The organism is Demequina aurantiaca (genome assembly GCF_000975135.1).
Lineage (GTDB): Bacteria > Actinomycetota > Actinomycetes > Actinomycetales > Demequinaceae > Demequina > Demequina aurantiaca.
This window is the reverse complement of sequence record NZ_BBRF01000001.1, coordinates 1369673-1382944: the sequence shown is the minus strand read 5'-3', so window position 1 is coordinate 1382944 and position 13272 is coordinate 1369673. Positions and strand designations below refer to the sequence as shown.

General features: G+C 63.9%; 13 protein-coding genes. 5 read left to right on the top strand and 8 right to left on the bottom strand.

Features of this window, described 5'->3' with window-relative positions; all coding sequences use genetic code 11:
* Positions 1-5 precede the first annotated feature (5 nt).
* The 5 genes from AOP73_RS06280 to AOP73_RS06260 form a co-directional block, all read right to left on the bottom strand.
* On the bottom strand, positions 6-1295 hold the full coding sequence (locus tag AOP73_RS06280) for an ABC transporter permease (RefSeq protein ID WP_061963945.1): 1290 nt from the start codon (positions 1293-1295) through the stop codon (positions 6-8).
* Positions 1292-2653 (bottom strand): ABC transporter permease, encoded by a 1362-nt coding sequence (locus AOP73_RS06275; RefSeq protein ID WP_061963943.1) that lies wholly within the window; start codon positions 2651-2653, stop codon positions 1292-1294. Before AOP73_RS06275 ends, AOP73_RS06280 begins: the two co-directional genes overlap by 4 nt.
* Entirely contained in the window at positions 2650-4164 is a 1515-nt protein-coding gene (locus AOP73_RS06270) for an ABC transporter ATP-binding protein (protein WP_061963941.1), read from the bottom strand. The genes AOP73_RS06275 and AOP73_RS06270 overlap by 4 nt, the downstream gene beginning before the upstream one ends.
* A 112-nt stretch (positions 4165-4276) precedes the next feature.
* Positions 4277-5359: a BMP family lipoprotein gene (locus tag AOP73_RS06265; protein WP_061963939.1), complete on the bottom strand. Its 1083-nt coding sequence runs from the start codon at positions 5357-5359 to the stop codon at positions 4277-4279.
* Between the two features lie 147 nt (positions 5360-5506).
* A complete protein-coding gene (locus AOP73_RS06260; protein WP_061963937.1) occupies positions 5507-6664 on the bottom strand; it encodes a mannose-1-phosphate guanylyltransferase in 1158 nt (385 codons plus the stop codon).
* A 52-nt stretch (positions 6665-6716) separates the two neighbouring features.
* Between AOP73_RS06260 and sdhC the strand changes: the two genes are divergently transcribed.
* From sdhC to AOP73_RS06235, 5 genes are read left to right on the top strand one after another with little or no spacing between them, the layout of a single operon-like run.
* Positions 6717-7091: a succinate dehydrogenase, cytochrome b556 subunit gene (gene sdhC, locus AOP73_RS06255; protein WP_269078509.1), complete on the top strand. Its 375-nt coding sequence runs from the start codon at positions 6717-6719 to the stop codon at positions 7089-7091.
* Positions 7091-7564, top strand: a complete 474-nt coding sequence (locus AOP73_RS06250) for a succinate dehydrogenase hydrophobic membrane anchor subunit (RefSeq protein WP_061963933.1) — start codon at positions 7091-7093, stop codon at positions 7562-7564. Before sdhC ends, AOP73_RS06250 begins: the two co-directional genes overlap by 1 nt.
* A complete protein-coding gene (gene sdhA / locus AOP73_RS06245) occupies positions 7561-9324 on the top strand; it encodes a succinate dehydrogenase flavoprotein subunit (protein ID WP_061963931.1) in 1764 nt (587 codons plus the stop codon). Before AOP73_RS06250 ends, sdhA begins: the two co-directional genes overlap by 4 nt.
* 12 nt (positions 9325-9336) lie before the next feature.
* Complete coding sequence (locus tag AOP73_RS06240; RefSeq protein WP_061963929.1) at positions 9337-10104, top strand: succinate dehydrogenase iron-sulfur subunit; 768 nt, start codon at positions 9337-9339, stop codon at positions 10102-10104.
* 39 nt (positions 10105-10143) lie between these two features.
* On the top strand, positions 10144-10779 hold the full coding sequence (locus AOP73_RS06235) for a TetR/AcrR family transcriptional regulator (protein ID WP_061963927.1): 636 nt from the start codon (positions 10144-10146) through the stop codon (positions 10777-10779).
* A gap of 24 nt (positions 10780-10803) precedes the next feature.
* Here AOP73_RS06235 and AOP73_RS06230 read toward each other — a convergent pair whose 3' ends face one another.
* From AOP73_RS06230 to AOP73_RS06220, 3 genes are all read right to left on the bottom strand, one after another.
* A complete protein-coding gene (locus tag AOP73_RS06230; protein ID WP_160295442.1) occupies positions 10804-11850 on the bottom strand; it encodes a YihY/virulence factor BrkB family protein in 1047 nt (348 codons plus the stop codon).
* 4 nt (positions 11851-11854) lie between these two features.
* The gene (gene trpS, locus AOP73_RS06225; RefSeq protein ID WP_152650551.1) at positions 11855-12862 is read right to left on the bottom strand and encodes a tryptophan--tRNA ligase; all 1008 of its coding nucleotides are present in this window, start codon (positions 12860-12862) and stop codon (positions 11855-11857) included.
* A 77-nt stretch (positions 12863-12939) separates the two neighbouring features.
* Entirely contained in the window at positions 12940-13272 is a 333-nt protein-coding gene (locus tag AOP73_RS06220; protein WP_061963921.1) for a twin-arginine translocase TatA/TatE family subunit, read from the bottom strand.

Here is a 13272-nt window from a genome sequence, read left to right as displayed (position 1 = left end):
GACGCTCACTTCTTGTAGGGGATGCCCTCTGCCGCGGGTGGTCGCGCGTGACCCACGAGTCCGGCCACGGCAAAGATGGTGGCAATGTACGGGAGCATCGCGAGGAACTGCGATGGAATGGGTGAGCCGATGATTCCCAGCTGGTCCTTGAGCGCGATCGCGAAGCCGAACAGTACGGCGGCGCCGAGCGCACCCATGGGACGCCAGCGTCCAAGGATCATGGCGGCAAGGGCGATAAATCCTGTGCCTGCCGTCATCTCCTTGCCGAAGGCGAGTCCCGAGGCAACGGTGAAGAATGCGCCACCGAGTCCAGCGATCGCTCCACCCAGGATGGTGTTGCGCACTCGCGTGCGGTTCACCTTGATACCGACGGTGTCGGCCGCGGTGGGGTGTTCACCCACGGCCCGTACTCGCAGGCCCCAGCGTGACTTGAAGAGCATCACACTCAGGATGGCAACGACAATGTACATGAGATAGACCAGCAGGTTGTGGTCGAACAGTACCGGCCCAATGATTGGGATCTTGGACAGCACCGGGATGGGCAGATCAGCCATTCCGAGGTTCTTGTTCAGGTTGCCGCTCTCGCGCAACAAGGTGCCGAACAGGAAGTTCGTGACACCAATAACGAGCACGTTGAGCACCACACCAACGACGATCTGGTTGACCCAGTACTTCACGGTGAAGAGCGCGAGAAGCATGCCGACCAGGGCACCCGCAATGGGAGCCGCAACGAGGCCGATGTAGGCGTTTCCAGTTGCCGATCCGACTACGGCCGCGAGGAACGCGCCAGCAAGCAGCTGGCCCTCGATCGCGATGTTGATGATTCCCGAGCGTTCACACACCACACCTGACAGCGCACCGAACACCAGCGGCACACTCAGCACCACCGCGCCGGTCAGCAGTCCAGTGATCTGAATGTCGGTCGCTCCACGACCCGCGCCGGCCCATGCGAGCAGCGCAAACATGATCGAGATGCCGAACACCACCGGCAGCCACCAGCCAGCCTTGCGCGACTGCGACACGGTCCAGGCGCTGTACGCGGCCAGGGCGAGTGCCACCAGCGACGCCACAATGGCTGTGGTTCGTGACGGCAGGTCGAAGGTGTCGACCGTGAAGAAGTCGGTCGAACGAGAGATGGAGAACGAGGTAATTTCACCCGCAACGGAACCGAGGCCGAACACCACCAGTGAAAGAAGCGCGACAACCGCCAGGATGATCGGCGTGCGCCACCGCTTGGCGGCGACGACGGGATCATCCTCGAGCGGAGCCGTGGACGCTGGAGCGACGGCGGTCATACCGTGACCTCCTTCTCGTGCTTGGGTGTAGGCAATCGGAACAGGAATCTGACCAGCGGCGGCGCCGCGATGAACAACACAATCAGGGACTGCACGACGAGCACGATGTCAATGGGCAAACCTGCCTGGACCTGCAACGCCGGGCCCGAGGCCTTCAACCCACCGAACAGGATGGCGGCGAACACGATCCCTAGGGGCCGAGATCTACCGAGCAGCGCGACCGTGATGGCGTCGAATCCAATCGAGGCCGCGATTCCGGTCGTCAGCGACGGCTGCGTCCCAAGGACCTGGGCCGAGCCAGCGAGTCCCGCCAGCCCACCCGCAATCACCATGACGAGCACGGTGGACTTTGAGACGCTCATCCCTGCCGTACGCGAGGCGGAGGGGTTAGCTCCCACGGCACGGAACTGGAAGCCGAGTGTCGAGCGCTCCATGAGCCACCAGACGCCCCACGCCGCGAGGAGCGCGACGAAGAATCCGAGGTGCAGCGGGAACGACTCCCCGAGCACGTGCGGGTACTGCGCGTTGGCGTCGAGGATGGGAGTCTGCGGGTTGTCGCTGTCGGGACGCTGGAAGGCGTCGAGCGTCAGCAAGTAGGCCAGCAGGTTGAGGGCTATGTAGTTGAGCATGATGGTCGTGATGACCTCATGCGCACCCGTTTTGGCCTTCAAAATACCGGGGATGAAGCCCCACATTGCGCCACCAAGGATGCAACCCAGGATGGCGACAAGCAGGTGGAGACCCACCGGCAGGTGCCACATGAAGCCGACCATCGCGCCAACAGTGGCGCCCATGATGATCTGACCCTGGGCACCAATGTTGAACAGGCCGGCACGGAAGCCGATGCCCAGGCCGAGTCCCGCGAAGATGAGCGGGGTGGCCATGGTGAGGGTATTGATGAATGGCCGGACCTTGGCGGCGAAGGTATCCGCGTCGGCGTTGAAGAATGCGCCCTTCCACATGGCGGAGTAGGCACTCGAGACCGAGTCCCACATCGCCGAGAACGTGTCTGCCGGGCGCGAGAAGAAGTATCCCGCAGCCGTACGCACCTCTTCGGAGGCCAGGATGATCAGGATGCCGCCGATGACCAGCGAGGCCAGGATCGCGAGGATGACGACGAGCGTCGAACTCTCGGTGATCTGGCGGAGCATGGACCGGGCGTCCTCGGAACGTGTGGTCGGCTCGCCACCCTCCCCGCTCTCGCCCGTCACGGCTGACGTGGGGGCGTCGCCGCCGTCGTCACTGCCGCCCACCAGGACGGAAGACTCGGCTGCCTTCTTGGTGCCGTCGGCACTGGCACTGCTCTCGCCGTCCTGCGACGCATCGGGAGTCGTGGGATTCTTGTCGTCGTCGCTCACGCTGCATCCTCCTCGTGGGCTCCGGCCATCATTAGGCCGAGCGTGTCGCGGTCAGTGTCTGGCGGCACGATGTCAACGATCTTGCCGTGGTACATCACCGCGATTCTGTCGGCGAGCGCGACCACCTCGTCGAGCTCGGAGCTGACGATGATCACCGCCGCACCGTTGTCGCGCTCCTGAACGATGCGCTTGTGAACAAACTCGATCGAGCCCACGTCGAGACCGCGGGTGGGCTGCGAGGCGATCAGCAACTTGAGCGGCCGCGACAACTCTCGCGCCAGCACCACCTTCTGCTGGTTTCCACCGGACAGCGAGCCCGCCGTCGCGTGCACGCCAGTGGTGCGCACATCGAACTGCTCGACGTTCTTCTCGGCCTCACTCACCACGACCGAGGGCCGCAACACGCCGCCCTTGGAGTAGGGAGCCTGGTCGTAGATGTCGAGGATCAGGTTGTTGGCGATGGAAAAACCGGCGACGAGGCCGTCCTCAGTACGGTCCTCGGGCACGAACCCGATGCCGGACATCAGCGTGTCCTTGATCTTCTTGCCCGTCAGCACCTCGCCGTCGAGCTTGACCGTGCCGGCGGCCGTGGGCACGACACCCAGGATTGCCTCGGTAAGTTCCGTCTGACCGTTGCCCTGCACACCGGCGACCGCGAGGATCTCCCCCGCGCGCACGTTGAAGGACACATTGCGTAGCTGTGGGTGGTCGAATTCGTCGAGGACGGTGAGAGATTCGACCTCGAGCATCACGTCGCCGGGCTTGGCCTCGGGCTTGTCGACCGTCATGCTGACGTCGCGGCCCACCATGAGGGAGGCGAGTTCCTCCTGCGAGGCGGTGGGCAGGGCGGTACCGACCACCTTGCCGCGCCGGATGACCGTGATGTGGTCGGCAACGGCCTGCACCTCGCGAAGCTTGTGAGTGATGAGCACCACCGCGGTGCCCGAGTCACGCAGTTGCTTCACGATGGCGAGCAACTCGTCGGTCTCCTGCGGGGTGAGGACAGCGGTCGGCTCGTCCAGAATCAAAATTTCTGCGCGCTGCGACAGCGCCTTGATGATCTCCACGCGCTGCTGTGCACCCACGGAGAGGTCCTCGACCACGGCATCGGGATCGACGTGGAAACCAAAGCGGTCCGAGATCTCCTTGACGCGCTTACGGGCGTTTCCAAGGTCGAGCAACTTGGCCGGTCCACGGACCTCCTCGTGACCGAGCATCACGTTCTCGGCCACGGTGAACGGATGCACGAGCATGAAGTGCTGGTGCACCATGCCGATGCCGGCCGCCATCGCGTCGCCTGGACCCTTGAAACCTGCGGGCTCGCCATCGACAAGAATCTCGCCCTCGTCGGCATCATAGAGTCCAAAGAGGACGTTCATCAGCGTCGACTTCCCGGCGCCATTCTCCCCGAGCAGCGCGTGCACACTACCGGGCTCAACAATGAGGTCGATCTTGTCATTCGCAGTGAAATCACCGAATCGTTTGGTGACTCCTCGAAGTTCCAGTCTCACGCCCTGCTCCTTTGCCGGTGCATAACCATGTATTAGTCAGTCAAGCACGAGGGGCGCCCCGCGTCTACGCGGAGCGCCCCTCGTCCCAGGCATCACGCCTGGGTAGCGCTACTTAGTTAACGGCCACCGAGATGGAGCCGTCGATGATTCCGGCCTTAAGGCCGTCGACTGCGCCGGCAACGTCTGCGGGAACCGCTGCGTTGAGTTCGGCCAGGCCAACGCCGTCGTTCTCGAGCGTGCCCTCGTAGGGAGTCGAGTCGAACGAGCCGTCAACCGATGCGGCCTGGATGACGTCGAACACGGCGTTACCGATGTTCTTGAGGACCGAGGTCAGGATGATGTCCGTGTAGTCAGGAGTGGTCTTGGTCCAGTCCTGGTCAACACCAATGAACCAGCCGGAGCCGTTGTCCTGGATGGCAACCTGAGCGCCACCGCCGACGGGGCCGGCGACGGGCATGATGATGTCTGCACCCTGGTCGAGCTCACCCTTGGCAGCGGTCTGACCCTTGGTCACGTCGTCGAAGGTGTCGGTGAACGAACCGGTCTCGCCGTCCCAACCGAGGACCTTGACGTCGCCGCCGGTCTCCTCGTTGAAGTAGTTCGCGCCGGCGAGGTAGCCGTTCATGAAGATGGTGACCGGGGGAATGTTGACTCCACCGAAGGTACCGATGGTGCCCGACTCGGAGGTTCCGGCGGCGACGTAGCCCGCGAGGAACGCGGCCTGGTCGGTCTCGAACAGAATCGGCTTGACGTTGTCGGCCGCGGGGTCGACGGTCGAGTCGATGAGCGCGAAGTTAACGTCGGGGTTGGCTGCGGCGGCGGTGGCCGTCGCGTCTGCGAGCAGGAAGCCAACGGTGATGATCATGTCGCAACCGTCGGCGACCATGGCGTCGATGTTGGGACCGAAGTCGTTCTCGTCCTTGGACTCTGCGGTGTTGATCTCGATGCCGAGCTCAGACTCGGCACGCTCGAGACCCTCGTAACCCGACTGGTTGAAGGACTTGTCGTCGAAACCACCGGCGTCAGAAACCATGCACGCCTTGTAGTCGACGGACGCCATTGCGCTCTCCGACGTTTCTGACGTGGCGGCGCCAGTGGACTCGGGAGACGTGGTCTCCTCGGGAGCCGACGAGCACGCCGCGAGGGCGAGAGCCGAGGCCGCGACAACGGCGCCGATGCGAATTGCGTTTTTCATGAGTGTTTCCTCACTTGATTGGAGCCCAGGATCGCCAGGCTTGTGCGTATCTCAATGCTACGTGGCAAATGTTTCATCCGCGCACCCAGCCAGTCTCAGGACGGACACAAATCGGCAACAAATGCCCCGCTAATTAACCAAGTTTCCCTAAAGACCTGCGGTCGCCGCGTCCTTGACCTGCTGTGCTGCTGCTCGCGAGAGCACCAACAGCGCCTCGTCCGACTCCACAATGACAACATCGTCTAAGCCAACGACTGCGAGGACTTTGGTCCCGCCCACCGCGACCACGCCCTGAGATCCAAATGTTCCGACCACAGCGGTGCGGCCGATGCGAGTGACGCCGTCGGCATCGGGTGTCAGCAGTCCCACGAGGGAGTCAAAATCCCCCACGTCGTGCCAGTCGAACGCGCCGGGCACCACGGCCACGCCCCCGGCCGCCGCCACGGGCTCCGCGATGGCGTGGTCAATCGCGATCTTGGTCAACGTGGGCCATACGCGCTCAAGCGTCGCCTGTCGGTCGTCACTGTCCCACGCCGCCGCTATCTCGGTCACGCCCGCGTAGATCCCCGGCTGCAGGCGCTCGAGGTGTTCCAGCAGGACTGCGGTGCTGACTACGAACATGCCAGCATTCCAGACGTAGCCGCCGCTGGCGAGCATCGTCGCCGCGGTCTGGGGATCCGGCTTCTCGGTAAACTCCCGCACCGCGAAAGCGCCCGACGCATCGGGCAGCTCATCGCCTTGGGCGATGTAGCCGAAGGCGGACGATGCCTCGGTGGGGTTGATCCCAATCGTCACGACCTTGCCGGTTCTGGCGGCGACGACGGCGGTTCGCACCGCCGCGCGGAACTCGTGGGGCTCACCAATTACGTGGTCCGCCGCAAAGGAGCCCATGATGCGGTCACCATGCCGGAGCTGAATGATGGCGGCCGCGAGTGCGATCGCGGCCATGGAGTCACGCGGTGTTGGTTCCGCGACCAGGTTCGCGGCCGGAACCTGCGGCACCTGAGCCGCCACGGCATCGGCGTGACGTTGGCCGGTCACCACAATGGTCTGGGCGGCCAAGGGCGCGAGTCGGGTCACGGTGTCCTGGATCAGCGTGGTGCCGGTGCCGAGTAGATCGAGCAGAAACTTGGGTCGGTGAGGCTGGGACAGCGGCCACAGGCGCGAGCCCACTCCCCCGGCCGGGATGACGGCGACGAAGTCGTCGATGACCGCCTCGCTGCCAGGACCGGAGTCGGTGCGATCGGTAGTCGAGGGCGCCGGGGAAGAATCCGCCGCATCGTGGATGTTGTGCGAGCCTGTCATGGAGACCACATTAGGATGCTAGATAGTGTTCCGAGTAAACCAAGGAGTTTCTGTGTCACCCGCGACAACGCTGTATAGAGGCCGTGAAGGCATGTGGATGTGGGTCGTGCATCGCACCACCGGCGTCGCGATCTTCTTCTTCCTCGTGGTGCACGTCCTCGATACCGCGCTCGTGCGCGTGTCTCCCGAGGCCTACAACGACGTGATTGGTACCTACAAGACGCCCATCTACGGGATCGTCGAGGCCGGCCTGGTTGCCGCGATTGCGCTGCACGCCTTTAACGGCATCCGCATCATCCTGGTCGACACGTGGCCCTGGGCCCTCAAGCACCAGCGCCTCATGGTGTGGATCGTGTGGGGCCTGTTCGCGCTGCTGATGATTGGCTTCCTGCCGCGACACCTGTCCCACGTGTTTGGGGGTGCGTAATGACCACCGCCGAATCGAAGGCCCCCGAGGTCGAGCCCCTGCGTCCCATCCGTTCCGGCCGCTCCCGCAACCACGCCGAGCAGTGGTCGTGGCTGTTCATGCGCGGCTCCGGCGTGCTGCTGCTCGTCCTGATCTTCACGCACCTGTTCATCAACCTGTTCAGCGGCGACGGCGTCAATCAGATCGACTTCGCGTTCGTCGCGGGCAAGTGGGCCTCCCCGCTGTGGCAGATCTGGGACTTCGTGATGCTAGTGCTCGCGATGATCCACGGCGGCAACGGCATGCGCCTGCTGATCAACGACTATGCCCGCCGCACCTGGATGCGCAAGACGCTCAAGACGCTACTCGCGGTCTGCGTCACAACCATCGTGGTGCTGGGCTCGCTCGTGATCTTCACCTTCGACCCGTGCCCCCTCGACGCCTCGGGTGATCTGCTACCCGGCGTCCCGACCTTCTGTGAGGACGTTCGATGACTGAACACGAATATGACGTAGTCATTGTGGGTGCTGGCGGCGCCGGCATGCGCGCGGCTCTGGAGAGCTCGCAGCGCGCCAAGACCGCGGTGCTGACCAAGCTCTACCCCACTCGTTCCCACACCGGTGCGGCGCAGGGCGGCATGGCCGCGGCACTCGCCAACGTCGAGGAAGACAACGTCGAGTGGCACGTGTTCGACACCATTAAGGGCGGCGACTACCTGGTCGACCAGGATGCCGCGCAGATCCTGTGCGAGGAGGCCGTTCAGGCCGTCCTCGACCTGGAGAAGATGGGCCTTCCGTTCAACCGCACCACCGCGGGCAAGATCGACCAGCGCCGCTTTGGCGGCCACACGCGCGATCACGGAAAGTCCGCGGTTCGCCGCGCCTGCTACGCCGCCGACCGTACCGGCCACATGATTCTGCAGACGCTGTATCAACAGTGCATCAAGCAGGATGTCGAGTTCTTCAACGAGTTCTACGTGCTGGACCTGATCCTCAACGACGACCCTCAGGCTGCCGAGGGCAAGGACGTCGCGGTGGCCGGAGTGGTCGCATACGAGTTGTCCACCGGTCAGATCCACACCTTCCGTGCCAAGTCCGTCATCTTCGCGACCGGCGGTGCCGGCAAGGTCTTCAAGACCACGTCGAATGCCCACACCCTCACGGGAGACGGCATGGCGCTCGCGCTGCGCCGCGGCATCCCACTCGAGGACATGGAGTTCTTCCAGTTCCACCCGACCGGCCTGGCCGGGCTGGGCATTCTGCTGTCCGAGGCCGCCCGTGGTGAGGGTGGCATTCTGCGCAACTCCGAGGGTGAGCGCTTCATGGAGCGCTACGCCCCCACCATCAAGGACCTGGCCCCGCGCGACGTCGTTGCCCGGGCCATGGCCAATGAGGTACGTGAGGGTCGCGGTTGTGGCCCCAACAAGGACTACGTGCTGCTTGACCTTACCCACCTCGAGCCCGCGCACATTGACGAGAAGTTGCCGGACATCACCGAGTTCGCGCGCACATACCTGGGCGTGGAGCCGTACACCGAGCCGGTGCCCGTGTTCCCCACCGCGCACTACGCGATGGGTGGCGTGCCCACCACGAACAATGCCGAGGTGCTGCGCAACAACCACGACACCATCAAGGGCCTGTATGCGGCCGGCGAGGTCGCTTGCGTGTCGGTCCACGGCTCCAACCGCCTCGGCACCAACTCACTGCTCGACATCAACGTGTTCGGACGTCGCGCGGGTATTGCCGCGGCTGAGTACGCGCTGACCACGGAAGGCCACGACCTTCCGGCCGATGCATCGTCCCTGGTCACTGATCAGGTCGAGAAGCTCCGCGCCACCGTGGGCGGCGACGGCACTGAGCGCGTTGCGGACATCCGCCGCGAACTACAGGCGTCGATGGACCGCAACGTTCAGGTGTTCCGTACGTCAGAATCCCTGGCAGAGGCCCACAAACTCGTGGGTGAACTCCAGGAGCGTTTCAAGAATGTCGCCATTCACGACCGCGGCGCGCGCTTCAACACTGACCTCCTCGAGGCCGTCGAGCTGGGCTTCCTGCTCGACCTCGCCGAGGTGGTCATCCTGGGTGCCGAGCACCGCAAGGAGAGCCGCGGCGGTCACTATCGCGAGGACTTCCCCACGCGCGACGACGAGAACTTCATGAAGCACACGATGGCCTACAAGACCAAGGATGGAATTCGTCTCGACACCAAGCCGGTAGTTGTGACGAAGTACCAGCCCATGGAACGTAAGTACTAGGCGGAGGACACGATGACTGCAACTGCCGAGGCACCCTCGAAGGCCGGCGAGGTCCCGAGCTTTGACGTAACCCTGCGCATCCAGCGCATGGATCCGGATGGCACGCCCGACCACCCTGCGGGCGAGGAGTACTGGGAAGAGTTCACCCTGACCATGCACGGCACGGACCGCGTGCTCGACGCGCTCCACAAAATCAAGTGGGATGTGGACGGCTCGCTCGCGTTCCGTCGCTCGTGCGCGCACGGCGTGTGTGGCTCCGACGCGATGCGCATCAACGCCAAGAACCGGCTGGCATGCAAGACGCTGCTCAAGGATCTCAACCCCAAGCGTCCCATCACCATCGAGCCCATCAAGGGCCTACCGGTGGAGAAGGACCTGATCGTTGACATGGAGCCGTTCTTCGCGAGCTACCGCGAGATCATGCCATTTCTCATGACGTCCGGCCCCACCCCCGAGCGGGAGCGGCTGCAGAGCCCCGAAGAGCGTGCACGCTTCGATGACACGACCAAGTGCATCATGTGTGCAGCGTGCACCACGTCGTGCCCGGTGTTCTGGACCGATGGACAGTATTTTGGTCCTCAGGCCATCGTGGGCGCGCACCGCTTCATCTTTGACTCCCGCGACGAGGGCGAGTGGGATCGGCTCGAGATTCTGAACGACAAGGCCGGCGTGTGGAAGTGCCGCACGGCGTTCAACTGCACCGAGGCGTGCCCTCGCGGCATCGAGGTCACCAAGGCAATTTCCGAGGTGAAAAAGGCGCTCAATACTGGTGTCGTCTGACGTTCACAGAAACGGACACTTCACGTTTAGAATCTCCTCATGGTGAAACGAAAAGATGCTGTCGCGAACCGCGAACGGCTCATCCTCGCTGGATTTGAGATCCTTGCTGTCCGCGACGCGGACCTGACCGTCCGTGAGCTCGCGATTCAAACGGGCCTGGGAATTGGCACCGCCTACCGTCACTTTCCTACGCACGAGGACCTGATCCGCGCGCTGTACGACCGTGGGGTGATGATGCTGGGCGAGTCACTGCGGGCCAGCGGCGAGGACGCTACCGCATGGGACACGATTGCGACCCTGCTCGAGTCCGCGGTGTTTGCTTTGGCGGACGCTCCCGGCCTACGCACCGTGATGCGACGCATGTATGACATCGACCCTGACTACCGTCCCGCGGGCTCGTTCACCGATAGCCTGACCGGCCTGATCGAGCGCGCGCAGGCCGAGGGCACCCTGAGGGAAGGCGTTACGGGCGGCGACCTAGCACTCATGATGTTCTCGCTCGGCGGCATGGTCGGCAATCCGACCGACCACGAGGCCAACTTGATGCGCCGTCAGCTGGTGATCTTCCTTGACGGGATCCGCGCGGACGGCAAGGGCACCGAGCTCCCAGGAACCGCAATGGATGCGGTGGAGTTCCACGCCTTCGTGCACCGCTCCAACGCCCCACACGCGTAGCGCGCCGAGCGTCCGGATGCGTGGCTACTCACGATCGCGCTGCATGGCGCGTGCCGTCGTCACGCTTCCGTGGCCGCGGCGCGGGATCGATTCCATCTCTGTCGAGCTGAACTCTCCTGGCCCCGCCTCTGAGGGAGCCAGCGTGCCGAGCCAAGCAGCGGCATAGAGAACGATCCGCGCGACAAAATTCACGAAGATCATGATGGCGATCACCGACGCGGCGGAGGCGAGCACCGCGTTGTCCTTCACGCCGCCAATCACCAGCGACACGGCTTGGCGCAGGATGCCGATGCTGATGGCGGCCGCGAGCAAGGTCCAGATCAGCGGCACTCGCGGGCCGCGGTAGCTCCCCAGCACCACGATCGCCAAGGCCACGAAAGCCATGTCTACCAGGACACCGACGGCGAAGGCAGGACCACGAATGAGCCAGTCGGACAGCGGCTGATCCGACACCCATCCGGCAATCACCGTGGAAAATTGTGATGCGGCCACCTGCAGCAAGGCCCCGAGCAGCACCAGGATCAGCAGCGCGAGGAGCGCCCCGAAGTCGCGCAACTTGCCCTTGACTGGCGAGCCCGCCTGCGTGTCCAGCATCGCGATGGATCCGATGCGCGTCGCGCTCAGGTAGCGCGACGCGGTGTTGATCAGAATCAAGAAGGTGACGATTCCCACAATCCCCGTCAGGGTCTGCGGCTCGAGCGAATCGGGATCTACCAGGCCCGCGCTGTCCGGACCGTCCGCCTTGATCACACCCGGAATTGTGTCGTCAATGAAGCCGTAGAACGCCTCGTTCCAGTTCGCGTTGAAGTGAACGAGGTAGGTCGAGATCGTGACGCCAATCACGAGCGCGGCCGCGAGTGACGTCAACGACAAATAGGCGATCCCGCCAGCGATGATGTTGCCGTTTCCCTCGCTGATGCGCTTGAGCATCCGTCCCGGGTGCGTACGGTCGAACCACTCCTTGCGAGACTTGGCCTCCTTGAGCGCGGCCTTGCCCTTCTCGACCGCGGACGCCTCCTCCAGCGCGACGGTGCGTTTCATCTTGCCGGGAATGTAACTGCGCTGCCTCATGGGTCTACCTGCGTCGTGCGGGCGCGAGGAGTCCCACACGGTCATAGAGGCGGGCGAGCATGGGCTCCGCGAGCGCCGTCGCCTTCTCGGCTCCTTCGGCCAACACTGCATCCAACTTGTCGGGCGACTCGATCCAGTCGAGTGTCGCGTCACGAATGGGAGTCAGAAAGTTCACCGCGACCTCTGCCAGATCCACCTTCAGGTGGCCGTACATCTTGCCGTCGTAGTCGGCGACCAACTGCTCGACGCTTCGCCCGTCGAGCGCGGAGTAGATGGTGAGCAGATTGGAGACCCCCGGCTTGTTGACCCGGTCGAATGCAATCACGGTGTCACTGTCGGTCGCCGCGGACTTGATGCGCTTGGCGACCACCTTGGGCTCATCAAGAAGGTCGATAACACCGTTGGGGCTGGTCTTAGACATCTTGGCCGTGGGTTCCTGCAGGTCGTAGATCTTGGCGGTGTCCTTGACGATGTGCGGCTCGGGCACCACGGCCGTGCCCTCGCCAAAGCGGGAGTTGAGGCGCTGCGCCAGGTCGCGCGACAGCTCGAGGTGCTGGCGCTGGTCCTCGCCCACGGGGACCACATTGGTGTCGTACAGCAGAATGTCGGCGGCCATCAACACGGGGTACGTGAAGAGTCCCACGGTGGTGCCGGCGTCGCCCTGCTTCGCAGACTTGTCCTTGAACTGCGTCATGCGTCCGGCCTCGCCAAAGGCGGTGAACGTGCTCAGCAACCACGCGAGCTCTGCGTGCTGGTGGACGTGCGACTGAACAAAGATGAGCGATCGGGTGGGGTCGACTCCCGCGGCCAGGTACTGGGCAGCCGTCGCTCGGGTGCGCCGGCGTAGCGCCTCAGGGTCGGGAGAGACGGTCAGGGCGTGCAGGTCGACCACGCTGTAAATCGCGTCATGCGTGTCCTGCAACTTGACCCACTGCGCGAGCGCGCCCAAGTAGTTGCCAAGCTGGAGGGAGTCAGAGGTGGGCTGCATGCCCGAGAAAACGCGTGAAGTCATGCGGTCATTCTTCCAGGTTCTGCGGAAGGTCACACCCGGCATCGCCTACGGCGCACAACCTCCGGCCGATGCTGGGGTTACGTGGCGTCCTCGTCGAACGGGGCGGGCGTGCCTGCCGCGAGTGGAACACTCGCGGCAGGTCGCGCGACCGGCGCCGGCTTGGAAGCCGGCTCGTACAGTGCCTCGCGAACGATGGTGCGCGGGTCGTACTGTCGTGGATCGAGTTTCTCCCAATCGACGTCCCCGCCCACCTCGCGCTCGAGCGTGTCACGCCCGTCACGAAGCATGTCGCGTCCCTTGACAATCCAGGCACGCAACTGCCGCGAGTACTCAGGAAGCCGTTCCGGCCCAATCACGACAATCGCGATCAGAAGCAGGACGACGAACTCCCCGCCGTTGATTGAGAACAT

What these genes read in the sequence shown, in the direction of transcription:
- AOP73_RS06280 (WP_061963945.1), bottom strand. Translation starts at nt 1,295, where the DNA reads ATGACCGCCGTCGCTCCAGCGTCCACGGCTCCGCTCGAGGATGATCCC.
- AOP73_RS06265 (WP_061963939.1), bottom strand. Translation starts at nt 5,359, where the DNA reads ATGAAAAACGCAATTCGCATCGGCGCCGTTGTCGCGGCCTCGGCTCTC.
- AOP73_RS06260 (WP_061963937.1), bottom strand. Translation starts at nt 6,664, where the DNA reads ATGACAGGCTCGCACAACATCCACGATGCGGCGGATTCTTCCCCGGCG.
- AOP73_RS06250 (WP_061963933.1), top strand. Translation starts at nt 7,091, where the DNA reads ATGACCACCGCCGAATCGAAGGCCCCCGAGGTCGAGCCCCTGCGTCCC.
- sdhA (WP_061963931.1), top strand. Translation starts at nt 7,561, where the DNA reads ATGACTGAACACGAATATGACGTAGTCATTGTGGGTGCTGGCGGCGCC.
- AOP73_RS06240 (WP_061963929.1), top strand. Translation starts at nt 9,337, where the DNA reads ATGACTGCAACTGCCGAGGCACCCTCGAAGGCCGGCGAGGTCCCGAGC.
- AOP73_RS06235 (WP_061963927.1), top strand. Translation starts at nt 10,144, where the DNA reads ATGGTGAAACGAAAAGATGCTGTCGCGAACCGCGAACGGCTCATCCTC.
- AOP73_RS06230 (WP_160295442.1), bottom strand. Translation starts at nt 11,850, where the DNA reads ATGAGGCAGCGCAGTTACATTCCCGGCAAGATGAAACGCACCGTCGCG.
- trpS (WP_152650551.1), bottom strand. Translation starts at nt 12,862, where the DNA reads ATGACTTCACGCGTTTTCTCGGGCATGCAGCCCACCTCTGACTCCCTC.
- AOP73_RS06220 (WP_061963921.1), bottom strand. Translation starts at nt 13,272, where the DNA reads ATGTTCTCAATCAACGGCGGGGAGTTCGTCGTCCTGCTTCTGATCGCG.